The organism is Pseudomonas sp. R3.Fl (assembly GCF_023516765.1).
In the GTDB taxonomy this organism is placed as follows: Bacteria; Pseudomonadota; Gammaproteobacteria; order Pseudomonadales; family Pseudomonadaceae; genus Pseudomonas; species Pseudomonas citronellolis.
This window is the reverse complement of record NZ_JAMGSO010000001.1, coordinates 3,646,176-3,671,840: the sequence shown is the minus strand read 5'-3', so window position 1 is coordinate 3,671,840 and position 25,665 is coordinate 3,646,176. Positions and strand designations below refer to the sequence as shown.

Annotated in this window: 21 protein-coding genes and 1 pseudogene; 9 read left to right on the top strand and 13 right to left on the bottom strand. The window is 63.8% G+C overall.

The features are described from left to right. Positions 1-593: 593 nt before the first annotated feature. Positions 594-1,262 (top strand): hypothetical protein, encoded by a 669-nt coding sequence (locus M8R19_RS16140; protein WP_052267674.1) that lies wholly within the window; start codon positions 594-596, stop codon positions 1,260-1,262. 163 nt (positions 1,263-1,425) lie between these two features. Next, a pseudogene (locus M8R19_RS33450) lies at positions 1,426-1,557 on the top strand (integrase); the annotation flags it as partial. Between the two features lie 3 nt (positions 1,558-1,560). Here M8R19_RS33450 and M8R19_RS16135 read toward each other — a convergent pair. The 7 genes from M8R19_RS16135 to rpmH all read right to left on the bottom strand — a co-directional run bounded on the left by M8R19_RS16135 (position 1,561) and on the right by rpmH (position 7,165). Next, positions 1,561-2,604, bottom strand: coding sequence for a virulence RhuM family protein (locus M8R19_RS16135; protein WP_074980759.1), 1,044 nt, complete (start codon positions 2,602-2,604; stop codon positions 1,561-1,563). 21 nt (positions 2,605-2,625) lie between these two features. Continuing rightward, positions 2,626-3,108: a restriction endonuclease gene (locus M8R19_RS16130; protein WP_245322940.1), complete on the bottom strand. Its 483-nt coding sequence runs from the start codon at positions 3,106-3,108 to the stop codon at positions 2,626-2,628. Between the two features lie 70 nt (positions 3,109-3,178). Then, on the bottom strand, positions 3,179-4,546 hold the full coding sequence (gene mnmE, locus M8R19_RS16125; RefSeq protein ID WP_249918310.1) for a tRNA uridine-5-carboxymethylaminomethyl(34) synthesis GTPase MnmE: 1,368 nt from the start codon (positions 4,544-4,546) through the stop codon (positions 3,179-3,181). A gap of 67 nt (positions 4,547-4,613) precedes the next feature. Next, positions 4,614-6,365, bottom strand: coding sequence for a membrane protein insertase YidC (yidC, locus tag M8R19_RS16120; protein ID WP_074980761.1), 1,752 nt, complete (start codon positions 6,363-6,365; stop codon positions 4,614-4,616). Between the two features lie 2 nt (positions 6,366-6,367). Then, positions 6,368-6,616 carry a membrane protein insertion efficiency factor YidD gene (gene yidD, locus M8R19_RS16115; protein WP_043270141.1) on the bottom strand — a complete coding sequence of 83 codons (249 nt, stop codon included), beginning with the start codon at positions 6,614-6,616 and terminating at the stop codon, positions 6,368-6,370. Next, positions 6,609-7,016, bottom strand: coding sequence for a ribonuclease P protein component (gene rnpA, locus M8R19_RS16110; protein WP_074980762.1), 408 nt, complete (start codon positions 7,014-7,016; stop codon positions 6,609-6,611). The genes yidD and rnpA overlap by 8 nt, the downstream gene beginning before the upstream one ends. A gap of 14 nt (positions 7,017-7,030) precedes the next feature. Next, positions 7,031-7,165 carry a 50S ribosomal protein L34 gene (gene rpmH / locus M8R19_RS16105; protein WP_003100258.1) on the bottom strand — a complete coding sequence of 45 codons (135 nt, stop codon included), beginning with the start codon at positions 7,163-7,165 and terminating at the stop codon, positions 7,031-7,033. A 541-nt stretch (positions 7,166-7,706) separates the two neighbouring features. On the opposite strand from rpmH, the gene dnaA reads away from it, so the two are divergent. From dnaA to gyrB, 4 genes are read left to right on the top strand one after another with little or no spacing between them, the layout of a single operon-like run. Beyond that, a complete protein-coding gene (dnaA, locus tag M8R19_RS16100; protein ID WP_074980763.1) occupies positions 7,707-9,275 on the top strand; it encodes a chromosomal replication initiator protein DnaA in 1,569 nt (522 codons plus the stop codon). Between the two features lie 37 nt (positions 9,276-9,312). Then, positions 9,313-10,419: a DNA polymerase III subunit beta gene (dnaN, locus tag M8R19_RS16095; RefSeq protein WP_074980764.1), complete on the top strand. Its 1,107-nt coding sequence runs from the start codon at positions 9,313-9,315 to the stop codon at positions 10,417-10,419. A 10-nt stretch (positions 10,420-10,429) separates the two neighbouring features. Next, positions 10,430-11,536, top strand: coding sequence for a DNA replication/repair protein RecF (gene recF / locus M8R19_RS16090; RefSeq protein WP_043313936.1), 1,107 nt, complete (start codon positions 10,430-10,432; stop codon positions 11,534-11,536). Beyond that, positions 11,533-13,953, top strand: coding sequence for a DNA topoisomerase (ATP-hydrolyzing) subunit B (gyrB, locus tag M8R19_RS16085; protein WP_074980765.1), 2,421 nt, complete (start codon positions 11,533-11,535; stop codon positions 13,951-13,953). Before recF ends, gyrB begins: the two co-directional genes overlap by 4 nt. Positions 13,954-14,126: 173 nt before the next feature. On the opposite strand, the gene M8R19_RS16080 is transcribed toward gyrB, so the two are convergent. The 6 genes from M8R19_RS16080 to glyQ all read right to left on the bottom strand — a co-directional run bounded on the left by M8R19_RS16080 (position 14,127) and on the right by glyQ (position 22,520). Beyond that, positions 14,127-16,565 carry a TOTE conflict system archaeo-eukaryotic primase domain-containing protein gene (locus M8R19_RS16080; protein WP_249920187.1) on the bottom strand — a complete coding sequence of 813 codons (2,439 nt, stop codon included), beginning with the start codon at positions 16,563-16,565 and terminating at the stop codon, positions 14,127-14,129. Positions 16,566-17,164: 599 nt separating this feature from the next. Then, entirely contained in the window at positions 17,165-17,965 is an 801-nt protein-coding gene (locus M8R19_RS16075) for an NUDIX hydrolase (RefSeq protein WP_249918309.1), read from the bottom strand. Between the two features lie 169 nt (positions 17,966-18,134). Further along, the gene (locus tag M8R19_RS16070) at positions 18,135-18,902 is read right to left on the bottom strand and encodes a lysophospholipid acyltransferase family protein (RefSeq protein ID WP_249918308.1); all 768 of its coding nucleotides are present in this window, start codon (positions 18,900-18,902) and stop codon (positions 18,135-18,137) included. Between the two features lie 13 nt (positions 18,903-18,915). After that, positions 18,916-19,446: a D-glycero-beta-D-manno-heptose 1,7-bisphosphate 7-phosphatase gene (gmhB, locus tag M8R19_RS16065; protein WP_074980768.1), complete on the bottom strand. Its 531-nt coding sequence runs from the start codon at positions 19,444-19,446 to the stop codon at positions 18,916-18,918. Positions 19,447-19,518: 72 nt separating this feature from the next. After that, positions 19,519-21,573 carry a glycine--tRNA ligase subunit beta gene (gene glyS / locus M8R19_RS16060; protein ID WP_249918307.1) on the bottom strand — a complete coding sequence of 685 codons (2,055 nt, stop codon included), beginning with the start codon at positions 21,571-21,573 and terminating at the stop codon, positions 19,519-19,521. Then, complete coding sequence (gene glyQ / locus M8R19_RS16055) at positions 21,573-22,520, bottom strand: glycine--tRNA ligase subunit alpha (protein ID WP_074980770.1); 948 nt, start codon at positions 22,518-22,520, stop codon at positions 21,573-21,575. Before glyQ ends, glyS begins: the two co-directional genes overlap by 1 nt. Positions 22,521-22,703: 183 nt before the next feature. On the opposite strand from glyQ, the gene M8R19_RS16050 reads away from it, so the two are divergent. From M8R19_RS16050 to M8R19_RS16040, 3 genes are all read left to right on the top strand, one after another. Continuing rightward, positions 22,704-23,252: a DNA-3-methyladenine glycosylase I gene (locus M8R19_RS16050; protein WP_249918306.1), complete on the top strand. Its 549-nt coding sequence runs from the start codon at positions 22,704-22,706 to the stop codon at positions 23,250-23,252. A 190-nt stretch (positions 23,253-23,442) separates the two neighbouring features. Beyond that, positions 23,443-24,330 carry a lysophospholipid acyltransferase gene (locus M8R19_RS16045; RefSeq protein ID WP_009614460.1) on the top strand — a complete coding sequence of 296 codons (888 nt, stop codon included), beginning with the start codon at positions 23,443-23,445 and terminating at the stop codon, positions 24,328-24,330. A 6-nt stretch (positions 24,331-24,336) separates the two neighbouring features. Then, a complete protein-coding gene (locus tag M8R19_RS16040) occupies positions 24,337-25,650 on the top strand; it encodes an Nramp family divalent metal transporter (protein WP_074980772.1) in 1,314 nt (437 codons plus the stop codon). The last annotated feature ends 15 nt before the right edge of the window (positions 25,651-25,665 follow it).

Sequence of the window (25,665 nt, the reverse complement as noted above, 5' to 3'; positions counted from 1 at the left end):
GGACCTGTATGAAAAGTAGCCAATCGGCCTTTCGTGCGTCACACGAGGGAGTGCTTCATTCACAAAAATAAAGAGAGAGGGAATTTTTAAATCTTTTTAGAGCTAGTGATTATGTTTGGTGTGGACAATTTTTGTGGATAAGTACCTTGAGCCCTTCTGCAGCGATATTTACAGCGAAGGATAAACCTGTGCCGAAGGTGTCCGGAAGCGGGGTATTTCCGGTTGAACACCTGTGTATGGAAAGCAGGGTTATGCACAGGCCGGTTATCCCCCGTTTTGACCACTGGGTTGTCTACGTAGCTATACGGTAGTTTTCCACAGGGTTCGGGGCGGCATGTGAATAGGTTGATCCAGGCCAGATTCCACGGTGGTTTCGTTGTTTACGCCGATAGATCAATCCACAAGCTGCCAGGGATATGGGCAAGGAAAGGGGCTATCCACAGGCCATTTATTCCTGTGTTCAAACCAGGACGTGGGGAACGGGCACGGTTCTTCGTAGGAGCGAGCTTGCTCGCGAACCCCTGGGAATGAGTTCCTGGACAGAAGCGAGCGTGTACCATCGCCACTCTTCACCCGAACCAAGACAGCCAGTCATGAGTGAATACCAGTACTACGAATTCGCAGCCATCGATCGGCCGCTCACTCCGCAAGAGATGGCCGAACTGCGAGCCAGGTCCGGTCGCGCCGTCATTACTCCGACCGCTTTCACCAACCATTACAACTGGGGTGACCTCAACGGCGACCCGGATGAGTGGATGCGGCGCTATTTCGACGCCTTTGTCTATTTCGCCAGTTTTGCCAGCTGCCGGCTGTCGTTGCGGCTGCCCAGGTCCGCCCTCCCGGCGGAACGGGTATTGCCCTTCGCCATCGCCTCCTTCAGTTTTTCCATCGTCGCCAGCGATTCGCATTGGTGCTTCAACTGGATGCTCGACGAGACCGAGAACTTCGATCGTTTCGCCGTGGACAATGGCACGCAGTGGATGCCGCGCCTGCTGCCATTGCGGGAGGAATTGCAGGGCGGCGACCTGCGCCCGCTCTACCTGGGTTGGCTGGCGGATGCGCCTTTCCTGGAAGCTGAGGATGAGGAACCCGAGGTCCCGCCAGGCCTGACGGAGTTATCCACAGCGCAGCAAGCCCTGGTGGAGTTCCTCGAGATCGACCCGGACCTGCTGGACGCGGCTGCGGAGCCATGCGCTGGGACCGCCAGGCGTCGCGTGGCCGAACTCTGTGAACGCGCGGAGGCGATCGCTTCGGCCCGTTAGCGAAGTCACTGGAGAGTTTGTTTTCAGGCGCAAACCCGATAGGGGCGAGACGCAGGGCTCGAGTCAAGGCTATGGGTTGTTGCGGCAAAGGCTTGGCCGAGATTCTGCTGGAATTGGCGTATCGCTTTAGCGCGGACGCGGATAGCCAATGCTTTGAGCCAAGGCGGCGGGTGGCCTTGGTAAAGTTCAGCTTAGTACCAGCCAGCGATAGAGTGACCAACACGCCCGACAGCAGATCAGCCATGAACTCGGGCATGAAAGGTTGAAAGTGACGTCGATCTATCTGGGAACCTGAGGCTTATCCGTCATCTTGAGCGTTCGGATCACTGGCTGCCAGATTTTTCACTGCCTTGTCGAAGTCACTTTCAAACAGTCGATCCTGCACAATTCTGTACTTCTCAAATTCACTTTCCGCATGTGTCTGGGCAAGTTTCGCAGAAATCTTGCCGCTGTCCTGTAGCACTTCCCGGTCATCAAACTCCAGGAAGGCGTCCAGACGCTTGGACCAGTCTTCCATACTCATGGGGATCTTGCGGCGAGCACGATCCTCGGCCAATTCCAGGTAGGCGTTGACGATACGGCCCAATGAATCCAACTCGTCCTTGGTCAGGTAGTTCTTGGCCACGGCCACATCGGTTTTCAGAATCTTTCCTTCGGGCGCGTTCGCCCAGGAAGTCAGCCCCATATGTGACTTGCTGCTATCGGCCCGCTTACGGATCAACTCTGCAGCGGTATGACCGTGGATGGCGTAATGCAGTTTGTTCTGTACTTTGGCGAAGAATGCCTTGGTCGTCGGTGCGTCCTTGTTGTAATCCACGCTGGTGGCGTAGATGTCGGTGATCTTCTGGTAGAAACGTCGCTCGCTGAGGCGGATCTCGCGGATTTCCGCCAGCAGCCGCTCGAAGTAGTCCTCGCCCAGGAAGCTGCCGTTTTCCATGCGCTGACGATCCAGCACATAGCCCTTGATGGCGAACTCGCGAAGAACACCAGTCGCCCACTGGCGGAACTGCGTTGCGCGTATGGAGTTGACCCGGTAGCCGACGGAAATGATGGCGTCGAGGTTGTAGAAATCCACCGCCCGGGACACCTCCCGCTGGCCCTCCTGCTGAACTATCCGGAATTTCCGGATAGTTGCCTCAGGCGCGAGCTCATGACTGGCAAAGATGTTCTTCAGGTGCTCGCTGACGGTGCGCACATCCACCCCGAACAGTTCGGCCATCAGCTTCTGAGACAGCCACAGGGTTTCGTCCTCATAGCGGGCCTCGATGCTCTGTTCGCCGGCCTGGCCAGTGAAGATCAGAAACTCGGCCGTGCTGTTGCGGATCAGTTTTTTGCCATTCATACCAAGCCCCCTATGCAGTCATCACTTCGACCAAGCGCTCGACAGTGATTCCGCCTGCTTCAGCACCAGTTCGATGGCGGTAAGTGCTGCCCTGCCAGCCCAGCGCCTCAAGCTGGCGCTGAGATTGTCACGAGCCAGTTCCTGGGGTTGCCAGCGCACTTTGCGTGCCAATGGCATGCCTTGCTCGACCCATTCGGGATGGTGTTCGGAAGGCCCGTTGACTTGACCCACCATGTAGGCGCGGTTGGCTGGGGAATAGGTAATGGCCCAGTCCCCGTCCTGAATCTCATTGACGAAGCGCCACATTTGCGAGGCGCCAGAGATCACGGAACCTTGCTTCATTTGCGGCTCGGCCGATTGGTACAAGGCGATCAGTTGCTTGCGGGCAATTCCCGGTTTAGCTTGCGCCGAGATTTGTCGCCAGCCGATCGCTGCAATTCCGTGTTCTCTGAAGGCTTCATACAGACTTCCGCCTTCACCGCGTACCATCCACATCCGCGCCATACACGATCCTTAAAGATTTGCAGATTAAAGAGGGATGATGAGGCGCTCTACTTTACGGGGCCATCAAGCCTCACTTCCCGATGCAGAAACTGGAGAAGATCCGCCCCAGCAGATCATCGGAGCTGAACGCCCCGGTGATCTCGCCCAGGGCCTGCTGGGCATGGCGCAGGTCCTCGGCGAGCAGTTCGCCGGCGCCGGCCAGCAGCAACTGGGCGTGGCCGTGGTCGAGGTGCTGGCCGGCCTGGTGCAGGGCTTCCAGGTGGCGGCGGCGGGCGCTGAAGCTGCTTTCGGCGGTCTGTTCGAAGCCCATGCAGGCCTTCAGGTGTTCGCGCAGCAGGTCCAGGCCGTCGCCGGAGCGCGCGGAGAGGGTCAGGGTGACGTGGCCGTCGGCGCTTTCCTCGATGCCCACCGGGCTTGTGGATAAGTCGGCCTTGTTGCGGATCAGGGTGACCCGCGCCGGGTCCGGGCGCTCGTCGAGGAATTCCGGCCAGAGGGCGAAGGGATCGGCGACCTCCGGCGCGGTGGAATCGATCACCAGCAGCACCCGGTCGGCCTCGCCTATGGCCTTGAGGGCGCGTTCCACGCCGATCTTTTCCACATGGTCTTCGGTGTCGCGCAGGCCGGCGGTGTCCACGACGTGCAGCGGCATGCCGTCGATGTGGATATGTTCGCGCAGCACGTCGCGGGTGGTGCCGGCGATGTCGGTGACGATGGCCGCCTCGCGCCCGGCCAGGGCGTTGAGCAGGCTGGACTTACCGGCGTTGGGGCGGCCGGCGATCACCACCGTCATGCCGTCGCGAAGCAGCGCGCCCTGACCGGCCTCGCGCAGCACGCCGGCGAGTTCCGCGCGGACCTTGTCCAGTTGCGACAGCACGTGGCCATCGGCGAGGAAGTCGATTTCCTCCTCGGGAAAGTCGATGGCCGCCTCGACGTAGATGCGCAGCTGGATCAGCTGTTCGGTGAGCTGGTGCACGCGCCGCGAGAACTCGCCCTGCAGCGAGCGCACGGCGTTGCGCGCGGCCTGAGCCGAGCTGGCCTCGATGAGGTCGGCGATGGCCTCGGCCTGGGCCAGGTCGAGCTTGTCGTTGAGGAAGGCGCGCTCGCTGAACTCGCCCGGGCGGGCCTGGCGTGAACCCAGTTCCAGGCAGCGCTGCAGGAGCATGTCCAGCACTACCGGGCCGCCGTGGCCGTGCAGTTCCACCACGTCCTCGCCGGTGAAGGAATTGGGGCCACGGAAGAACAGCAGCAGGCCTTCGTCGATCACCTCGCCGTCGTCGTCGTAGAAGGGCCCGTAGTGGGCGAAGCGCGGCTGCGGCTCGCGGCCGCTGAGGCTGATGGCGATGGGCAGCGCACGCGGCCCGGAGACGCGGACGATGCCTACGCCGCCCCGGCCCTGGGCGGTGGCGACGGCGGCGATGGTTTCACGGGCTGCGTTCATGGTTTTCCTCCGCATAGCAGAACGCCCCACGAGGGGGCGTTCTGAAGGTGGTTCGACAGCGCGGGGATCAGGCGGCCTTGGCCTTGCTCGTGGCGCGTTCGATCTGCCGGGTAATGTACCACTGCTGGGCAATGGACAGGCAGTTGTTGACCACCCAGTACAGCACCAGGCCGGCCGGGAACCACAGGAAGAAGAAGGTGAAGACGATCGGCATCAGCTTCATCACCTTGGCCTGCATGGGGTCCGGCGGGGTCGGGTTGAGCATCTGCTGGACCAGCATGGTGGCGCCCATGATGATCGGCAGGATGAAGAACGGATCCTTCACCGAGAGGTCGGTGATCCAGCCCAGCCACGGGGCCTGGCGCATCTCGACGCTTTCCAGCAGTACCCAGTAGAGGGAGAGGAACACCGGCATCTGCACCAGGATCGGCAGGCAGCCGCCCAGCGGGTTGATCTTCTCCTTCTTGTACAGCTCCATCATCGCCTGGGACATCTTCTGGCGATCGTCACCGTGCTGTTCCTTGATCGCGGCCATCTTCGGCGAGACGGCACGCATGCGCGCCATCGACTTGTAGCTGGCGGCGGACAGCGGGAAGAAGGCCAGCTTGATGACGATGGTCAGCAGGATGATCGACCAGCCCCAGTTGCCGACCAGGCCGTGGATGTGTTGCAGCAGCCAGAAGATCGGCTGGGCGATGAACCACAGCGGGCCGTAGTCGACGGTCAGCTCCAGGCCCGGGGACAGCTCGCCCAGGTACTTCTGCAGCTTGGGACCGGCATACAGGGTCAGGCTGGTCTCGCCCTTGGCGCCGGCGGGCACGCTCAGGGTCGGGCCGGTGAAGCCGACGATGTAGTTGCCCTGGGCGTCCTTGCGCGTCATCACGTTGTGGGTATCGCCCTTGGCGGGCACCCAGGCGGTGACGAAGTAGTGCTGCAGCCAGGCTACCCAGCCGCCCTGCAGGCTCTGCTTGAAGGGCTCCTTGTCCATGTCCTTCATGGACACTTTCACGTAGGGCTTCTCCGGGGTCCAGACCGCGGCGCCCAGGTAGGTGGACACGCCGGTGGCGGTGGTGGACGACGGATCGGCGCTGGCGTCACGCTTGAGCTGGGCGAACAGCGAGGCGCTCCAGGGCTTGGCGCTCTGGTTGTCGATCAGGTAGGTGACGTCGATCTGGTAGGCGTTCGGGTTGATGCAGTCGAGCTTCTTCTGCGCCTTTTCCTTGTCGCTGCAGTCGGTCTTCAGGCCGCGGTGGAAGGTGAAGCGCTTGATGTAGCTGACACCGTCGCGGGCGAAGTTCAGGTCGACCACCAGTTGGTCCTGGCCGTCGGCCAGCTGGTACTGGGGCTTGGCGCTGCTGTACAGCGGGCGGCCGGCGACGGCTGCGTCCGGACCGTCGGTGCCGGTCAGGCCGCTCTGCGCCAGGTAGGTGCGCTGGCCATGCTCGAACAGGGCGAAGGGCAGGTCCGGGCGATCCTGGCGCATCGGGTACTGGGTCAGGCCCAGTTGCACCACGTCGCCACCGCGCGGGTCGATGGCCAGGTCGAGGACGTCGGTCTTCACCTGGATCAGCTGGCCGTTGGCGGCTGCCGGTTGCTGGGCGCTGGGCAGCCCGGTTTCGCCGCTCTGGGCGGTCGGTACGTCGGCGCTGGCAGTGCCGCTGGCCGGCACGGAAGTGTCCGGCAGGCCCTGGGGCTGCTGATTGAACGACGCGGTCTGGGCCGGCAGTTCAGGCTGACCGTAGTCCTTGTTCCACTGGAGAACCAGCGCATAGGACACGATAGCCAGGGCGACGATGAGGATCGAGCGTTTGATGTCCATGGTTACTCGGCCGTCGAGGATGGGCGGTGCTTGGAAGTGGCGGGCGGCACGGGATCATAGCCACCGGGATGCCAGGGATGGCAGCGGCCCAGGCGACGCAGGGCCAGCCAGCCGCCGCGCAGGAAGCCATGGTGTTCGATGGCTTCGTACGCGTAGCAGGAGCAGCTGGGGTGAAAGCGACAGTGACTGGCCATCAAGGGGCTGATGGCGTAGCGGTAAAACTGGATGAGAAGCAGCGCCAGTCTACGCATGGGAACTGTCGGCGACCCCCGGAGGTTCGGTTGCGCTTTCCGGCCGGGGTCGGTTGCGCAGCAGGCGTTTGAAGAGCTTGCCGAATTGCTGGTGCAGTTCGGGGTTCTGCAATTCACCCAACCCCTTGCGCGCAATGACCACGATGTCCAGGCCAGCCAGGGCTTCCTGGTTGTGCCGGAACGATTCGCGGATCAGGCGTTTGAGGCGGTTGCGCTCGACGGCGAGCTTGACGTTCTTCTTGCCGATCACCAGGCCGAGGCGGGGGTGATCCAGAGCGTTTTCGCGCGCCAGCAGCAGGACGTGCTTACCGGGAACCTTGGCGCTGGGGGAGTCGAAGACCGCTGTGAAGTGCCGGGCTGTCAGAAGACGCTTTTCCCGGTCGAATCCTCGACTCACCACCTGTGCCGGGCGAATCAGACGGTCAGACGCTTGCGGCCCTTGGCGCGACGACGCGACAGAACCTGACGGCCGTTCTTGGTGGCCATGCGAGCGCGGAAACCGTGGACGCGAGCGCGCTTGAGAGTGCTGGGTTGGAAAGTACGTTTCATTGTTCGGTACCTGGATTGATGACCTGAGGTCGCAGGGACCCCGTTTAAAGAGACCGGCGATTCTAGTGAAAACACCGGTGCAGGTCAATTTCCAACCAGCCGGTAATTGCCCAGCGGCTTTCTGAAGAAATAGAAAGCAAGGAAAAGGTTTCTTAAAAGATGGTGAAAGCGATTGTTATTGGGGAGCGCCAGATCTGTGGATAAGTCAATTCCGGCCACTGTTTCCGTGGCACGGCGGATTTGACGAAGGTGTCGAGAAGCGGTGACCCTCCTGTGCGGCGGCAGTGGATAATCTGGGGAAGAAAGACCGGTTTGTCCACAGCGGAAGTTCTCAACAGCTTTCCAGCCCGGTTCATCCCCCCATCGGTGCAGGGGTTATCCACAACTTTCAGGGTGCGCCGACTGTTGCCATGTGCCATCATTAAGGCCTTGATTTTGCTTGCCCACTTGTTGATTTCTCATGTGGATAAGTCGCTAGCGCACGGCTACAATTGCGCTTTCCTTTTCGTTCCATTCCTTTCCAATCTCCTGGGGGATACCCGTGTCCGTGGAACTCTGGCAGCAGTGCGTGGAATTGCTCCGCGACGAGCTGCCATCCCAGCAATTCAACACCTGGATCCGGCCGCTGCAGGTCGAGGCCGAGGGCGAGGAGCTGCGTGTCTACGCACCGAACCGCTTCGTGTTGGACTGGGTCAACGAAAAATACATGGGGCGTCTGCTCGAACTGCTGGGTGAGCGTGGCAACGGGCAGATTCCCGCCCTCTCGCTGCTCATCGGCAGCCGCCGCAGCCGGGCTCCGCGTCCTGCGCTGATGCCGCAGAGCCACGCGATGCCCGCGCCGACCATCACCCCGCCGCCGTCGCCGGCGCAGGTGCGCGCAGCCAAGGCCCAGGCCTACCAGGCCGAGGCGCCGGCCCAGGCCGAAGCAGCCAGCCGGGTGCAACAGATGCAGCTCAACGTGCAGGAGCCGATGCCCGACATCGACGAGTCCAGCCCGGGCATCGACCCGCTCGCCGCCGCCGCGGCCATGCCGTCGGCGCCCGCAGTGCGCACCGAGCGCAACGTGCAGGTGGAGGGCGCGCTCAAGCACACCAGCTACCTGAACCGCACCTTCACCTTCGAGAACTTCGTCGAGGGCAAGTCCAACCAGCTGGCCCGCGCCGCGGCCTGGCAGGTGGCGGACAACCTCAAGCACGGCTACAACCCGCTCTTCCTTTATGGGGGCGTGGGCCTGGGCAAGACGCACCTGATGCACGCCGTGGGCAACCACCTGCTGAAGAAGAACCCGAACGCCAAGGTCGTGTACCTGCATTCGGAGCGCTTCGTCGCGGACATGGTCAAGGCCCTGCAGCTGAACGCCATCAACGAGTTCAAGCGCTTCTACCGCTCGGTGGACGCCCTGCTGATCGACGACATCCAGTTCTTCGCCCGCAAGGAGCGTTCCCAGGAAGAGTTCTTCCACACCTTCAACGCCCTGCTCGAAGGCGGCCAGCAGGTGATCCTCACCAGCGACCGCTACCCGAAGGAGATCGAAGGCCTGGAAGAGCGCCTGAAGTCGCGCTTCGGCTGGGGCCTGACGGTGGCGGTGGAGCCGCCGGAACTGGAAACCCGCGTGGCCATCCTGATGAAGAAGGCCGAGCAGGCGAAGGTGGAGCTGCCGCACGACGCGGCCTTCTTCATCGCCCAGCGCATCCGCTCCAACGTGCGCGAGCTTGAGGGGGCCCTGAAAAGGGTGATCGCCCACTCCCACTTCATGGGCCGGCCGATCACCATCGAGCTGATCCGCGAGTCGCTGAAGGACCTGCTGGCCCTGCAGGACAAGCTGGTCAGCATCGACAACATCCAGCGCACCGTCGCCGAGTACTACAAGATCAAGATCGCCGACCTGCTGTCCAAGCGCCGTTCGCGCTCGGTGGCGCGTCCGCGCCAGGTGGCCATGGCCCTGTCCAAGGAACTGACCAACCACAGCCTGCCGGAAATCGGCGTGGCTTTCGGTGGTCGGGACCACACCACGGTGCTGCACGCCTGTCGTAAGATCGCTCAACTGAAGGAATCCGACGCGGACATCCGCGAGGACTACAAGAACCTGCTGCGTACGCTGACCACCTGAGGCCAAGCTGCAGCCCCACGAGGCAAGGGATTAGACCATGCATTTCACCATTCAACGCGAAGCTCTGTTGAAACCCCTGCAACTGGTCGCTGGTGTGGTCGAACGCCGCCAGACGCTGCCGGTTCTTTCCAACGTACTGCTGGTGGTCCAGGGCCAGCAGCTGTCGCTGACCGGTACCGACCTCGAGGTCGAACTGGTTGGCCGCGTCACCCTGGAGGAGCCGGCCGAACCGGGCGAGATCACCGTCCCGGCGCGCAAGCTCATGGACATCTGCAAGAGCCTGCCCAGCGACGTGGTGATCGACATCCGCGTCGACGAGCAGAAGCTGCTGGTGAAGGCCGGCCGTAGCCGCTTCACCCTGTCGACGCTGCCGGCCAACGACTTCCCCACCGTCGAGGAAGGCCCGGGCTCACTGACCTTCAGCCTGGTGCAGAGCAAGCTGCGCCGCCTGATCGATCGCACCAGCTTCGCCATGGCCCAGCAGGACGTGCGCTACTACCTCAACGGCATGCTGCTGGAAGTCTCCAGCGGCACCCTGCGCGCCGTGGCCACCGACGGCCACCGTCTGGCCATGTGCTCGTTCACCGGCGGCGTGCCGGAAGCCCAGGACCGCCACCAGGTCATCGTGCCGCGCAAGGGCATCCTGGAGCTGGCGCGCCTGCTCACCGAGCAGGACGGCCAGGTGGACATCGTCCTCGGTCAGCACCACATCCGCGCCACCACCGGCGAGTTCACCTTCACCTCCAAGCTGGTGGACGGCAAGTTCCCCGACTACGAGCGCGTGCTGCCCAAGGGCGGCGACAAGCTGGTGATCGGTGATCGCCAACTGCTGCGCGAGGCCTTCAGCCGTACCGCGATCCTCTCCAACGAGAAGTACCGCGGCATTCGTCTGCAGCTGACCTCCGGACTGCTGAAGATCCAGGCGAACAACCCGGAGCAGGAGGAAGCGGAAGAAGAAGTGCAGGTCGACTACAACGGCGGCAGCCTGGAAATCGGCTTCAACGTCAGCTACCTGCTGGACGTACTGGGCGTGATGGGCACCGAGCAGGTTCGCATGATCCTCTCCGACGCCAACAGCAGCGCCCTGCTGCAGGAAGCCGACAACGACGACTCCGCCTATGTCGTCATGCCGATGCGTCTCTGACCTTCACTGAATGTCACTGACCCGCGTCTCGGTCACCGCGGTGCGCAACCTGCACCCGGTGACCTTCTCCCCCTCCCCTCGCATCAACATCCTCTACGGCGAAAACGGCAGCGGCAAGACCAGCGTGCTCGAAGCCGTCCACCTGCTCGGTCTTGCCCGCTCCTTCCGTAGCCAGCGCCTGCAACCGGTCATCCAGTATGAGCAGGCCGCCTGCACCGTCTTCGGCCAGGTTCAGTTGGCCAATGGCATGACCAGCAACCTGGGTATTTCCCGGGAGCGTCAGGGCGAGTTCCAGATTCGCATCGATGGCCAGAATGCGCGCAGCACTGCGCAGCTGGCGGAAACCTTGCCGTTGCAGTTGATCAACCCGGACAGCTTCCGCCTGCTGGAAGGCGCGCCGAAGATTCGCCGGCAGTTCCTCGACTGGGGAGTGTTCCACGTGGAACAACGCTTCATGGTCGCCTGGCAGCGGCTGCAGAAGGCGCTGCGCCAGCGGAACTCGTGGCTCCGACATGGTAGACTGGACGGTGCTTCGCAGGCTGCCTGGGATCGCGAATTGTGTACTGCCAGCGACGAAATCGATGGCTATCGGCGGTCCTATATCCAGGCCCTCAAACCGGTCTTCGAACAGACGCTGGGAGAGTTGATCCAGTTGGACCAGCTCACCCTCAGCTATTACCGCGGCTGGGACAAGGATCGCGAGCTGAGCGAGGTATTGAACGGCAGCTTGTTGCGCGACCAGCAGATGGGGCATACCCAGGCTGGACCGCAGCGGGCCGATCTACGAATTCGCCTGGGCGGGCATAACGCGGCGGAGATCCTGTCGCGGGGGCAGCAGAAACTGGTGGTCTGCGCCCTGCGTATCGCCCAAGGGCACCTGATCAATCAGGCCAAGCGAGGACAATGCGTCTACCTGGTGGACGACCTGCCCTCGGAACTCGACGAAAAGCACCGGCGTTCGTTGTGCCGGTTGCTTGAAGACTTGGGTTGCCAGGTATTCATCACCTGTGTCGACCCTGAACCTTTGAAGGACGGCTGGCGAACGGACACGCCGGTTGCCATGTTCCACGTGGAACATGGGCATGTCTCTCAGACCACCCTCGGGAGTGAAGAATGAGCGAGAACAATACGTACGACTCTAACAGCATCAAGGTGCTGAAGGGGCTGGACGCGGTACGCAAGCGTCCGGGTATGTACATCGGCGACACGGACGATGGCACCGGCCTGCACCACATGGTGTTCGAGGTGCTGGACAACTCGATCGACGAGGCCCTGGCTGGCTACTGCAGCGAGATCAGCGTCACCATCCACACCGACGAATCGATCACCGTCCGCGACAACGGCCGTGGCATTCCGGTCGATATCCACAAGGAAGAAGGGGTTTCCGCGGCCGAGGTCATCATGACCGTGCTGCACGCCGGCGGTAAGTTCGACGACAACTCCTACAAGGTTTCCGGTGGTTTGCACGGCGTGGGTGTGTCCGTGGTGAACGCGCTCTCCGAGGAGCTGCGCCTGACCATCCGCCGCGAAGGCAAGGTCTGGGAGCAGATCTACCGCCACGGAGTGCCGCAGTTCCCGCTGCGCCCGGTGGGCGAGACCGACGGCTCGGGCACCGAGGTGCACTTCAAGGCCTCCGACGAGACCTTCACCAGCATCCATTTCAGCTGGGACATCCTGGCCAAACGCATCCGCGAGCTGTCCTTCCTCAACTCCGGCGTGGGCATCCTGCTGCGTGACGAACGCACCGGCAAGGAAGAGCTGTTCAAGTACGAGGGCGGCCTGCGCGCCTTCGTCGAGTACCTGAACACCAACAAGAACATCGTCAACCAGGTGTTCCACTTCAACACCCAGCGCGAAGAAGACGGCGTTGGCGTGGAAGTCGCCCTGCAGTGGAACGACAGCTTCAACGAGAACATCCTCTGCTTCACCAACAACATTCCGCAGCGTGACGGCGGTACCCACCTGGCGGGCTTCCGCTCCGCCCTCACCCGCCACTTGAACAACTACATCGAGCAGGAAGGCCTGGCGAAGAAGTACAAGATCGCGACCACCGGCGACGACGCCCGTGAAGGCCTGACCGCGATCATCTCGGTGAAGGTGCCGGATCCGAAGTTCAGCTCGCAGACCAAGGACAAGCTGGTGTCCTCCGAGGTGAAGACCGCGGTGGAACAGGAGATGGGCAAGTACTTCGCCGACTTCCTGCTGGAGAACCCCAACGAAGCCAAGGCCGTGGTCGGCAAGATGATCGACGCCGCCCGCGCCCGCGAGGCCGCGCGCAAGGCCCGCGAGATGACCCGCCGCAAGGGCGCGCTGGACATCGCCGGCCTGCCGGGCAAGCTCGCCGACTGCCAGGAGAAGGACCCCGCCCTCTCCGAGCTGTACATCGTGGAAGGTGACTCCGCGGGCGGCTCTGCCAAACAGGGCCGTAACCGCAAGACCCAGGCGATCCTGCCGCTCAAGGGCAAGATCCTCAACGTCGAGAAGGCTCGCTTCGACAAGATGCTGTCCTCCCAGGAGGTCGGCACCCTGATCACCGCGCTGGGCTGCGGCATCGGGCGCGAGGAGTACAACATCGACAAGCTGCGCTACCACAACATCATCATCATGACCGATGCTGACGTCGACGGTTCGCACATCCGTACCCTGCTGCTGACCTTCTTCTTCCGCCAGCTCCCCGAGCTGGTCGAGCGTGGCTACATCTACATCGCTCAGCCGCCGCTGTACAAGGTGAAGAAAGGCAAGCAGGAGCAGTACATCAAGGACGACGTGGCCATGGAGGAATACATGACCCAGTCGGCCCTCGAAGACGCCAGCGTGCACGTCAACGAAAGCGCCCCGGGCCTGTCCGGCGAAGCGCTGGAGAAGCTGGTCAACGAGTACCGCACCGTCATGCGTACCCTCTCCCGCCTGTCGCGCCTGTACCCGCAGGACCTGACCGAGCACTTCGTCTACCTGCCGCGCATCGACGTCGAGCAGCTGGGCGACCAGGCCGCCATGCAGGCCTGGCTGGAGCAGTACCAGGCGCGCCTGAAGACTTCCGAGAAGTCCGGCCTGACCTACACAGCCAGCCTTCGCGAGGACCGCGAGCGCCACCTGTGGCTGCCCGAGGTGGAGATGGTCGCCCACGGCCTGTCCAACTACGTGACCTTCAACCGCGACTTCTTCGCCAGCAACGACTACCGCTCGGTCACCGAGCTGGGCGCCAAGCTGAACAGCCTGATGGAAGAAGGCGCCTACGTGCAGAAGGGCGAGCGCAAGCGGCCGGTCTCCAGCTTCAAGGAAGCCCTGGAATGGCTGATGGCCGAAGGCACCAAGCGCCACAGCATCCAGCGATACAAAGGCCTCGGCGAGATGAACCCGGACCAGTTGTGGGAAACCACCATGGACCCGAACGTGCGCCGCATGCTGAAGGTGACCATCGAGGACGCCATCGCCGCCGACCAGATCTTCAACACCCTGATGGGCGATGCCGTGGAGCCGCGCCGCGACTTCATCGAAAGCAACGCCCTGGCGGTGTCGAACCTGGACGTGTGATGGGTGGGGCTGACAACGTTAAACGGATATCCTGCTAGACGTTAGCTGCCCTGCTGCTCTTGAAAACCCCGGCTCTCCGAAAGGTCAGCCGGGGTTTTTTATGGCTGCTCGCCAGAATGGTTGCTACCGGTGATCGGGCGTGAGTCATTCCGGCTTCCGCAGCCTTGGCTTGGCTAATCGCTATTGTCGTCGACGGCTATGGCCGGACCGAACAGTTCCAGGGAACTGGATGCCTCCGCAAAGCGATAGCCCATCGCTCTATAACCTGCCTCCCGCTTGCCCCACATCCGATGCAAGGCAGGGTGCCCTGCATCGACGAAGTCGATGATGCGTACATCCGTCTTGCTCGAATGTTCACGGTGTAGCCGCCCCGCATACTGTTGGAGCGTTCCCTTCCAGGAGACCGGCATGGCCAGTATGAGCGTATCCAGAGGAGGATGATCGAAGCCTTCGCCCACCAGCTTGCCGGTGGCCAGGATTACCCGGGGCGCATCGGCAGGCAGAGCCGCCAAGCCTTCCATGAGGGCTGTACGCTGTTTTCTGGAAAGCCGCCCATGCAGCGTGAACAGGTTCTTGATCTGCGTGGGCAACCTTTCCTCGAGCGCATTGAGATGGTCCGTTCGCTCCGTCAGTACCAGGATCTTCCTCCCCTGGTTGAAGGCCGCTGCTATCTCAGCAACGATCCGTTCCGTCCTCTCCGTATCCCTGGATACCTGCAGGAAGACCTCCTGGATACCTGCACCTTCTTGCGTAACGATCGGCCTGGACGACCACCGCGGCAGCACGAGCAGATCGGCGGGGGCGCTTTCGGGTCTGGCCGCCGTATGCCGTATCGGCCCGCACTGCATGAAGATAATCGGCTGCTGGCCATCCCGGCGTATCGGTGTGGCTGTCAGGCCCAGCACATACCTGGCAGGAGTGCTCTTCAGGATGGCCTCGAACGAAAAGGCCGACAGGTGATGGCATTCATCCACGATGATTTGTCCGTACCGCTTCACTTGCTCGTCGACCTCGCCCTTACGGGATAGCGACTGCATCAATGCGATGTCGATGATGCCCGTGGGCCTTGCCTTACCGCCTCCGATACTGCCGACAGCAGCCTTGTCGACTCCAAGGAAAGCCTGCAGGCGCTCTTTCCACTGCTGTAGCAATTCGGTTCTGTGCACCAATATCAGTGTGTTCACTCGCCGCTTGGCGATCAGGGCCGCGGCAGTAACGGTTTTTCCGAATGCGGTAGGTGCACAAAGAACCCCTGTCTCGTATTGCGTCACGGCTTCGAGGGCGGCTTCCTGGTCATAACGTAGCTTGCCCGAGAAGTCGACTTCGATAGGCTGCCCTGCGTAGCGCTCATCGTGAACCACTAGGCTGATCGCATTCTCGTGCAGCAGCGTCCGTACTTCATCGAGGCAGCCCCGAGGCAGGGCAATGTGGCGAGGGAAATTCTCTGCGCAACCGATGATCCGCGGCTTGTTCCATACCGGCAGACGCATGGCCTGGGCTTTGTAGAACTCGGGGTTCTGGAAGGCCGCCAACCTGATCAGCTTGTTGACCAACGGCTGAGGGAGTTCCGTCTTTTCGAAATAGATCTGGTTGGCCAGCGTCACATTCACCGAGCTTGGCAGAGGGCCGCTCAATTTTCTGGGAGTCGTCGAGGGCTTGTGCCAGGGTTTGCGTTCATCCTCATCCGTCACCTCGATGACATCCAGGGGATGACGCCCCTCCGTGGCCAGTAGCGTAATGCTGGCAATGGCCTGCACGGGCATTGACTGAAGACTGGCCAGGAATGCCCATTGATCCGGATAGGGAGCCAGTGCTTCGTCGACGAAGACACTCCCACCATGCGCGCGAGCCCGTTTCTGCAGGGGTAAGGCGATGAGGTTGCCAAAGCCGCCTTTGGGCAGGCTGTCCTGATTCGGAAACAAGCGATCATAGGACGCCAGCGTCAATTGGCGGGTACGGTCGCAGGTGTGGCTGATGATGGCCGAGCCGAGTTGTCGGGCTTCATGGGCGGGAACCTTGTGTTCGAAGAATATCCAGGCGTGGGCGCCATTGCCGGAACGCGAAACCTCCAATGCAACCGGTACGTTCAGCTCTTGGCATGAGTGGATGAATGCCCGGGCATCGTCTCGCCAATCGGCTTCGTCAAAATCCACTGCGAGGAAATGGCAGGTGTCATCCGGGAGCAGCGGATACACGCCGATCACGATCTCTCCAGCCAGATGCCTGTAGAGCACTTGGTCGGTAAGTGGAAGCAGTTGGCGATGCGAGCAATCTCCACACTTGATCCGAGGTTTCTGGCATATGCCCGGACGCCATTCATTGGCACAGGCAGGCGAGTAGCCCGTTTTGCCGGCCTTGCTTTCCCAGCGTATGGGGAACACATCGGCCCTGCCGCGGAAGAGCCGTTTGAAAAGCGCCAGCTTTGCGTCCGTATCGAGATGCTTGGTTGGCTGGGGAAAAACGGCCGGGGTGCGGCTCGATTGCCTGTCAGGCAGGCGCCAGTCGATGCCGTGGGCTTCCAGTAGTTTGATCAAGCGAGCGTTCTCCGCCCGCAAATGTTCCAACTGATCCTTATCGACCTTCACAATGAAACGACCTTCTTTCGACCTCATCGGCCGCCAGGCCGTGGGCCTGACGGCAAAGCAATTACCATAAAGCCAAATTGCCGAGCGGTGGTTGTAATGCTGTTTTTTAGGCTCTGCCATGGTTCAGCGAAGGCATCCTAGCTTTGGTTCCGCTCCCTCACCCCAGCCCTCTCCCAGAGGGAGAGGGGGTTGTTCGGAGCAGGCGGAGAGTTCGGTGTCGTCCTGAAACGCCTGATCATCCCCCGTCACCCTCGCGAGCGAAGGAGCGCGTAGGGCGCATAACCGTTCGCGGTTATCCGCCGTTGGCCGTGCCACCGGGGCATTCGGCGGGACTGGTGAGGCCAATCGCGGACGGAGTCCGCTCCTACGCCCGTGCTTCCCTGAACCGTAGGAGCAACTGTCTTGCCGGTCGCGCCGAGGTGCTCTTCGTAGGACTCTGTTCGCGATTCGGCGGATAACGCCGTAGGCGTTATCCGCCCTACGTTTCTTTTTTCCGGGATATGGCGAGGTCGGGGCGGAGGATCGGGTTCACGCCTCTTCCCTATAGGAAACGCCATTAGGGCAATTGTTGGGCTTGCTCCGAAGCCGCTCTCCGACCAAGGAGGGCGTTTATGCGGAAAACGGATTCAGAAACCCGCGCCGGGTCTCAGCGGAAAGACCGCCTCGGGATAACCCGCATCCTCGGGAATACACAGATGACGGATGCCGCCAATTTCCTCCAACCAAGGCTGCACGCTACGCCTTGGGCGCTGGCGGGCCATGTCCAGTGCCTGGGCGAGACTGTCGATGCCCAGCAGCAGACGAAGATTTTGAGCGGTGACAAAGACCAGACTGTGGCGCCCCGCTTCCCCCTCCTCCAGCGCCCGCCGCGGATTGATCCACAGCGAGTCCACCGCCTCGCCGCCGTCGTGGAGAGCAGCCTGTCCCGCCGGCGCCGGAGCGATGAAGAAGCGCGTGTCGAAGCGCTTGTCGAGGAAGGCCGGGGTGATCCAGTGGGCGAAGGGCTCCAGCAGGTCAATGGCCAGGTGCAGCGCTTCATCCTGCAGTAGGTCCAGAAAGCGACCTACGTCGCCCTGGAGGTGACCCTGCCAGCGGCTTTTCAGCTCGACCAGCTCGGCACCGTCGAGCAACTGTTCATTGCCCTTGCGCCGCGCCAGGAGGATGCCGCTCTCCTCGAACAGCTCGCGCAGCCCCGCCACCCGGAAACGCAGTTCGTCATCGTCCAGGGCATCTGCGCCTAGGCAATGCTGACGGAGCCGGGCATGGCCGTCAGCCTGTTCCACCTTGCCGCCGGGGAACACCAGGGCGCCGCCGCAGAAGGCCACCTGGGGATTGCGCAGCAGCATGAAGACTTCCAGCCCCGTGCCCTCCTCCGCTTCGCGCAGAAGCAGGATGGAGGTGGCTGGACGCGGTTCGATCGAAGGCATGGCGAGCGCTCTTCCCTGGGGCCTGCCCTTGAGCTTATAGGCCGCCTGGGACGCGCGTGGAGGGCGTATCGGACAAAATCCAGGGGATGGTTGCCGTAACGCCTTATCGTGCGCCAGAAACGAAAACAGGGCCCTTTGGGCCCTGTTCGCTACAGCTGGGTTATCCGCCTCAGGCCACGTCGGCCTTGGGGGTTGCCTGCGCCGGCAGCTCGCCCATCTCGCGCAGCGTCCGCGCCACCCATTCCTCGGCGCGCTGGTTGAGTTCGGCGATGGCGCGCGGGCCCTCGCCTTCGGCGTGCATCAGCGGGCCGATCACCACTTCGATGGTGCCCGGGTGCTTGGCCCAGCCGTTCTTCGGCCAGCAGTGCCCGGCGTTGTGGGCGATTGGCAGCACCGGCAGGCCGGCGTTCACCGCCAGGGCCGAGCCGCCGCGGGAGAACTTGCCCAGCTCGCCGGTGGGGATGCGCGTGCCTTCCGGGAAGATCAGCACCCAGGCGCCCTGCTGCAGGCGCTCGTGGCCCTGCTTGGCGAGCTGCTTGAGGGCCAGCTTGGGCTGGCTGCGGTCGATGGCGATGGGCCTGAGCAGGGCCAGGGCCCAGCCGAAGAAGGGCACGAACAGCAGTTCGCGCTTGAGCACCTGGCTCAGCGGCTCGAAGTAGCCGGAGAGGAAGAAGGTCTCCCAGGTGCTCTGGTGCTTGGAGAGGATCACGCAGGGCTTCTGCGGGATGTTCTCCAGGCCGCTCAGGCGGTAGCGCACGCCGACCATGTGCCAGGCCAGCCAGACGGCGAAGCGGCACCAGCGCTGGACCACGAAGCGGTAGCGCGCGCGGAACGGCAGGAAGGGCGCGATCAGCAGGCTGAGGGTGCCCCAGAGGAAGGCGCTGGCGGACAGCAGCAGGTAGAAAAGAACGGTTCTGATGGCCTGCACTGTCGACATGGTCAGCGGGTCCTTAGGGCAAGAGGTGGGAGGCGACGGCGGCCAGGTCGTCGAAGACCAGCGTGCCTTCGGGCAGCGGTTTGGCCAGGGTACGTTCGCCCTTGCCGGTTTTCACCAGCACGGGCTGACAGTCGACGGCCAGGGCGGCGTCCAGGTCACCCCGGGTGTCGCCGACGAACCATACGCCCTTGAGCGGAACGTCGTAGTGCGCGGCGATCTGCCTGAGCATACCCGGCTTCGGCTTGCGGCACTCGCAGCCTTCGTCGGGTCCATGGGGGCAATGGACGATCAGGCCCAGCTCACCGCCCTGCTCCGCCACCAGCTCGCGCAGCCGCGCGTGCATGCTTTCCAGCGTCGCCAGGTCGTAGTAGCCGCGGGCGATACCGGACTGGTTGGTGGCCACCGCGACCGTCCAGCCGGCCTTGCTCAGGCGGGCGATGGCGGCGATGGCGCTGGGAATGGGAATCCACTCGTCGAGGGATTTGATGTACGCGTCGGAGTCCAGGTTGATGACGCCGTCGCGGTCGACGATCAATAACTTCATAGCGGCAAGCTCCAGGCCGCAAGCCACAAGACTGCGTGCTTGCAGCTTGGGGCTTGCGGCTTTCGACTGGCTTCAGCCAAGCAGAGAGATATCGGCGACGCCGAGGAACAGCCCACGCAGCTTCGCCAGCAGGGCGTAGCGGTTGGCGCGCACGGCGCTGTCGTCGGCGTTGACCAGGACTTCCTCGAAGAAGGCGTCCACCGGGGCGCGCAGGGCCGCCAGGCGGGCCAGGGCGCTGCGGTAGTCGCGCGCCCGGGCCAACGGCGCCACTTCGCCTTCGGCGGCCGCCACGGCGCTGCCCAGGGCCTTCTCGGCGGCCTCGTTGAGCAGGCCGGCGTTCACGCTCTGCGGCACCTCCCCTTCGGCCTTGGCGAGGATGTTGGACACGCGCTTGTTGGCGGCGGCCAGGGCCTCGGCTTCGGGCAGTTGGCGGAAGGCCTGCACGGCCTGCACGCGCTGGTCGAAGTCCAGCGGCGCGGTCGGCGTCAGGGCGCGCACGGCCTGGTACACGGCGACGTCCACGCCTTCGTCCTCGTAGCGCGCGCGCAGGCGGTCGAAGATGAAGTCCTGCACCTGGGCGGCCAGGCCCTCGGCCTTGACCTTGTCGCCGTACTGGCCGACGGCGAAGGCGATGGCCTCGCCCAGGTCGAGGTCCAGCTGCTTCTCGATGAGGATGCGCAGCACGCCCAGGGCGGCGCGGCGCAAGGCGTACGGGTCCTTGCTGCCGGTGGGCAGCATGCCGATGCCGAAGATGCCGACCAGGGTGTCGAGCTTGTCGGCCACCGCCACCGCCGCACCGGTCAGGGTGCCCGGCAGCTCGGCGCCGGCGCCGCGCGGCATGTACTGCTCGTTCAGCGCCAGGGCGACGTCCTTGGCTTCGCCACCGGCGGTGGCGTAGTAGTAGCCGGCGATGCCCTGCATCTCCGGGAACTCGCCGACCATCTCGGTAGCCAGGTCGCACTTGGAGAGGATGCCGGCGCGGGCGGCGTTCTTCGCGTCACCGCCGATGCGCTCGGCGATGAAGGCGGCCAGGGCGGAGACGCGCTCGGCCTTCTCGAACACGGTGCCGAGCTGGGCCTGGAAGACCACGTTCTTCAGGCGCTCGTTGAAGCGCTCCAGCGGCTGCTTCTGGTCCTGCTTGAAGAAGAATTCGGCGTCGGTCAGGCGCGGACGCACGACCTTCTCGTTGCCCGAGACGATGTGCTCGGGGGCCTTGCTCTGCACGTTGGCCACGGTGATGAAGCGCGGCAGCAGCTTGCCGTTGGCGTCCAGCAGGCAGAAGTACTTCTGGTTGTCCTGCATGGTGGTGATCAGCGCTTCCTGGGGCACGGCGAGGAAGCGCTCCTCGAAGGAGCACACCAGCGGCACCGGCCATTCGACCAGGGCGGTCACTTCGTCCAGCAGGGCCGGCGGCACGATGGCGCTGCCGTTCTGCTCGGCGGCAAGCTCGGCGACGCGCTTGGCGATGATCTCGCGGCGCTCGGCGAAGTCGGCCAGCACGTGGGCGCTGCGCAGGTCTTCCAGGTAGTTGGCGGGGCTGGAGATCAGCACGTTGTCCGGGTTGTGGAAGCGGTGGCCGCGGGATTCACGGCCGGCTTTCTTGGTAAGAATCTCGCACTCCACCACCTCGTCGCCGAACAGCATCACCAGCCACTGCGTCGGACGCACGAACTCTTCACGGCGGGCGGCCCAGCGCATGCGCTTGGGAATCGGCAGCTCGTTCAGCGAGGCCTCGACGATGCCCGGCAGCAGGCCCACGGCCGGCTGGCCGGGGATGCTCTGGCTGAACTTCAGCTTGGGCCCGCTCTTGTCGACCTGCGCCAGGTCCACGCCGCACTTCTTGGCGAAGCCCAGGGCGGCTTGGGTCGGGTTGCCGCTGGCGTCGAAGGCGGCCTGCAGCGGCGGGCCGTCGAGGTTCACGGTGCGGTCGGGCTGCTGCACGGCGAGCTGGTCGATCTGCACGGCCAGGCGGCGCGGCGCGGCATAGCAACGGGCGGCCGAGTAGGTCAGGCCGGCGGCCTTCAGGCCCTTCTCGATGCCGGCCAGGAAGGCTTCACCGAGGCTCTTCAGGGCCTTGGGGGGCAGCTCTTCGGTGCCCAGTTCGACGAGGAAATCCTTCGCGCTCATTATTCGGCCTCCTTCAGCTTGGCCAGTACTTCGTCACGCAGTTCGGGGGTGGCCATCGGGAAGCCGAGGCGCGCGCGCGCCTGCAGGTAGCTCTGTGCCACGGCGCGGGCCAGGGTGCGCACGCGCAGAATGTAGCGCTGGCGCTCGGTCACCGAGATGGCGCGGCGCGCGTCCAGCAGGTTGAAGGTGTGCGAGGCCTTGAGGACCATCTCGTAGGTCGGCAGCGGCAGCTGCAGCTCGATCAGGCGGTTGGCTTCGCTTTCGTAGAAGTCGAACAGCTCGAAGAGCTTCTCGACGTTGGCGTGCTCGAAGTTGTAGGTCGACTGCTCCACCTCGTTCTGGTGGAACACGTCGCCATAGGTGACCTTGCCGAACGGGCCGTCGGCCCACACCAGGTCGTACACCGAGTCGACGCCCTGGATGTACATGGCCAGGCGTTCCAGGCCGTAGGTGATCTCGCCGGTGACCGGGTAGCACTCGATGCCGCCGACCTGCTGGAAGTATGTGAACTGGGTGACTTCCATGCCGTTCAGCCAGATTTCCCAGCCCAGGCCCCAGGCGCCGAGGGTCGGCGATTCCCAGTTGTCCTCGACGAAGCGGATGTCGTGCACCAGCGGGTCGATGCCGATGGCCTTCAGCGAGCCCAGGTAGAGCTCCTGGAAGTTCTCCGGGTTGGGCTTGAGCACCACTTGGAACTGGTAGTAGTGCTGCAGGCGGTTCGGGTTCTCGCCGTAGCGGCCGTCGGTGGGGCGGCGGCTGGGCTGCACGTAGGCGGCGTTCCAGGTCTCCGGGCCGATGGCGCGCAGGAAGGTGGCGGTATGGAAGGTGCCGGCGCCAACTTCCATGTCGTAGGGCTGCAGCACCACGCAGCCCTGGTCGGCCCAGTACTGTTGCAGGGCGAGGATCAGGTCCTGGAAGGTGCGCACGGCGGGCGTAGTCTGGCTCACGAATTTCACCTGTGCTGGGTATGCGACGAAAACCCCGCAGTATACCCGAAGCCGCGCACCGCTTGGGGTGCACGCACGTTTTCGGATGAATTCGCAAACGGCGGGAAGCGGGTATTTGACTGTATTTTCATACAGTGTTCCGGCTATAGTGGGACTTCCCTTCGCCCCGTCAGGACGACCGCCATGCCCCGCTGCTTCTGGTGCAACGACGACCCGCTGTACATCGCCTACCACGACGCCGAGTGGGGCGTGCCGCAGAGAGACCCGCAGGCGCTGTTCGAACTGCTGGTGCTCGAAGGCGCCCAGGCCGGGCTGTCGTGGATCACCGTGCTGCGCAAGCGCGAGCGTTACCGCGAGGTGCTGTTCGGTTTCGACCCCAAGCGCCTGGCGCGCATGAGCGACGAGGAGATCGAGCAGCGCATGCAGGATGCGGGCATCATCCGCAACCTGGCCAAGCTCAAGGCCGCGCGACAGAACGCCCGGGCCTGGCTGGAACTGCCCGAGCCGGTGGAGTTCCTCTGGTCCTTCGTCGGCGGCCAGCCGAAGGTCAACCACTTCAGCGGCCGCGGCGACGTCCCGGCGGTGACGCCCGAGGCCGAGGCCATGAGCAAGGCCCTGAAGAAGGCCGGCTTCACCTTCGTTGGGCCGACCATCTGCTACGCCTTCATGCAGGCCACGGGGATGGTGATGGACCACACCACCGATTGCGACCGCTACGCCGAGCTGTCCTGACGCCCTGCTTCTCGTAGGAGCGAGCTTGCTCGCGAATGGCCCCGCTGCGGCATTCGTTCGCGAGCAAGCTCGCTCCTACGAAGAGAAGAGCAGTGCGAAGGGCTGCTCTATCGCCCTGATCGACAGTCGCCTTTCGCCTTCGCCCATGCCCGCTGGTTAGAATGTGCGCATTCGGCTGAAGGAGCATTCCGTGGAGAAATTCAAAGGTGCCTTGGTGGTGGGTGGGCTGCGCCTGTTCGCCATGCTGCCCTGGCGGGCGGTGCAGGGGCTGGGGGCCGCCATCGGCTGGCTGATGTGGAAGCTGCCCAACCGTTCCCGCGAGGTGGCGCGCATCAACATCTCGCACTGCTTCCCCGAGCTGTCCGCCGCGGAGCTGGACAAGCTGCTGGGCCAGAGCCTGATGGACATCGGCAGGACCCTCACCGAGAGCGCCTGCGCCTGGATCTGGCCGCCGCAGAAGTCGCTGCAGTACATCCGCGAGGTCGAGGGCATGGAGGTGCTGGAAGAGGCCCTGGCCTCCGGCGACGGCCTGGTCGGCATCACCAGCCACCTGGGCAACTGGGAAGTGCTCAACCACTTCTACTGCTCCTACGCCAAGCCGATCATCTTCTACCGCCCGCCGAAGCTGAAGGCGGTGGACGAACTGCTGAAGAAGCAGCGCGTGCAGCTGGGCAACCGCGTGGCGCCGTCCACCCCCGAAGGCATCATCAGCGTGATCAAGGAAGTGCGGCGCGGCGGCTGCGTCGGCATCCCGTGCGACCCGGAGCCGGACCTGGGCTCGGGGCTGTTCGTGCCCTACCTGGGCACCACCGCGCTGACCAGCAAGTTCGTGCCCTCGCTGCTGTCGCGCGGCAAGGCGCGCGGGGTGTTCTTCCACGCGGTGCGCCTGCCCGACGGCAGCGGCTACAAGGTGATCCTCGAAGCCGCGCCGGCGGACATGTACGACAAGGACATGGAAGTCTCGGTCGCCGCCCTGAGCCGCGAGCTGGCCCGCTACGTGCGCGACTACCCGAGCCAGTACATGTGGACCATGAAGCGCTTCAAGAAGCGCCCGGAAGGCGAAGCCAGGTGGTATTGAACTGACATGTGGGGATTGCCGACTACCGCCACCGCGCCCTTCTGCCCTTCCGAGGTCAGGGGCAGCGTCGTCGTTTCGCCCAGCGCGCCGCTGTGGAAGCGCATCCTGCAGTTCGCCGGGCCTGGCCTGCTGGTGTCCATCGGCTACATGGACCCGGGGAACTGGGCCACGGCCATCGAGGCCGGTTCCGGCTTCGGCTACCAGTTGCTCTACGTGGTGCTGCTGTCCAGCCTCGCCGGCATGGTCCTGCAGTGCCTGGCCATGCGCCTGGGCATCGTCACCGGGCAGGACCTGGCGCAGCTCTCGCGGCAGCGCTACAGCCCGGCCATGGCCAAGGTCCAGTGGCTGCTGGCGGAGCTGTCGATCGTCGCCACGGACCTGGCCGAGGTGCTCGGTTGCGCCCTGGCCTTCCACCTGCTGCTGGGCGTGAACCTCACCGGCGGCATCCTTCTCACCGCCCTCGACACCCTGATCGTCCTCGGCCTCAAGGGCCAGCGCTTCCGCCACCTGGAGGCGATCATGCTGGGGCTGATCATCACCATCAGCGCCTGCTACGTGGTCGAGCTGGTGCTGATCAAGCCGTACTGGCCGGACGTCGCCGCCGGCTTCGTGCCCAGCCTGGACACCCTCAGCCAGCGCGAGCCGCTGTACCTGGCCATCGGCATCCTCGGCGCCACCGTGATGCCGCACAACCTCTACCTGCACTCCTCCATCGTGCAGACCCGCGCGGTGGCCGGCAGCCAGGGCAAGGCCTCGGCGATCCGCCTGGCGCGGCTGGACACCGTGGTCTCGCTGAGCCTGGCGCTGCTGATCAACGCCGCCATCCTGATCCTCGCCGCCGCGGCCTTCCACGAGACCGGGCACGCCGACGTCACCGAGATCCAGGACGCCTACCGCCTGCTCGAACCCCTGGTCGGCGCCGGCCTGGCCGCGATCCTCTTCGGCGTCGCCCTGCTCGCCTCCGGGCAGAGTTCCACCTTCACCGGCACCATCGCCGGCCAGGTGATCATGGAAGGCTTCCTGCAGATGAAGATCCCCTGCTGGCAGCGCCGCCTGATCACCCGCGCCCTGGCGCTGATCCCGGCGCTGCTGGGGGTGATGCTGATGGGCGACAGGGCGGTGGGCAAGCTGCTGGTGTTCAGCCAGGTGGTGCTCAGCCTGCAGCTGCCCTTCGCGCTCTGGCCGCTGATCCGCTTCACCAGCGACCGCGCGCTGATGGGCGAATTCGCCAACCGCTGGCCGACCCGCGCGCTGGCCTGGCTGCTGTTCGTGGTCATCAGCGGTGCCAACCTCTGGCTGCTGGGGCAACTGGCCGCTTGACCGGCGGCGGCGGAT

Bases quoted from the DNA above. Each gene is read 5' to 3' on its own strand.
- recF (WP_043313936.1), top strand. From the start codon at position 10,430: ATGTCACTGACCCGCGTCTCGGTCACCGCGGTGCGCAACCTGCACCCG.
- M8R19_RS16140 (WP_052267674.1), top strand. From the start codon at position 594: ATGAGTGAATACCAGTACTACGAATTCGCAGCCATCGATCGGCCGCTC.
- mnmE (WP_249918310.1), bottom strand. From the start codon at position 4,546: ATGAACGCAGCCCGTGAAACCATCGCCGCCGTCGCCACCGCCCAGGGC.
- rpmH (WP_003100258.1), bottom strand. From the start codon at position 7,165: ATGAAACGTACTTTCCAACCCAGCACTCTCAAGCGCGCTCGCGTCCAC.
- gyrB (WP_074980765.1), top strand. From the start codon at position 11,533: ATGAGCGAGAACAATACGTACGACTCTAACAGCATCAAGGTGCTGAAG.
- M8R19_RS16070 (WP_249918308.1), bottom strand. From the start codon at position 18,902: ATGTCGACAGTGCAGGCCATCAGAACCGTTCTTTTCTACCTGCTGCTG.
- yidD (WP_043270141.1), bottom strand. From the start codon at position 6,616: ATGCGTAGACTGGCGCTGCTTCTCATCCAGTTTTACCGCTACGCCATC.
- M8R19_RS16075 (WP_249918309.1), bottom strand. From the start codon at position 17,965: ATGCCTTCGATCGAACCGCGTCCAGCCACCTCCATCCTGCTTCTGCGC.
- M8R19_RS16130 (WP_245322940.1), bottom strand. From the start codon at position 3,108: ATGGCGCGGATGTGGATGGTACGCGGTGAAGGCGGAAGTCTGTATGAA.
- glyS (WP_249918307.1), bottom strand. From the start codon at position 21,573: ATGAGCGCGAAGGATTTCCTCGTCGAACTGGGCACCGAAGAGCTGCCC.
- dnaN (WP_074980764.1), top strand. From the start codon at position 9,313: ATGCATTTCACCATTCAACGCGAAGCTCTGTTGAAACCCCTGCAACTG.
- M8R19_RS16135 (WP_074980759.1), bottom strand. From the start codon at position 2,604: ATGAATGGCAAAAAACTGATCCGCAACAGCACGGCCGAGTTTCTGATC.
- M8R19_RS16040 (WP_074980772.1), top strand. From the start codon at position 24,337: ATGTGGGGATTGCCGACTACCGCCACCGCGCCCTTCTGCCCTTCCGAG.
- yidC (WP_074980761.1), bottom strand. From the start codon at position 6,365: ATGGACATCAAACGCTCGATCCTCATCGTCGCCCTGGCTATCGTGTCC.
- M8R19_RS16080 (WP_249920187.1), bottom strand. From the start codon at position 16,565: ATGAGGTCGAAAGAAGGTCGTTTCATTGTGAAGGTCGATAAGGATCAG.
- M8R19_RS16050 (WP_249918306.1), top strand. From the start codon at position 22,704: ATGCCCCGCTGCTTCTGGTGCAACGACGACCCGCTGTACATCGCCTAC.
- gmhB (WP_074980768.1), bottom strand. From the start codon at position 19,446: ATGAAGTTATTGATCGTCGACCGCGACGGCGTCATCAACCTGGACTCC.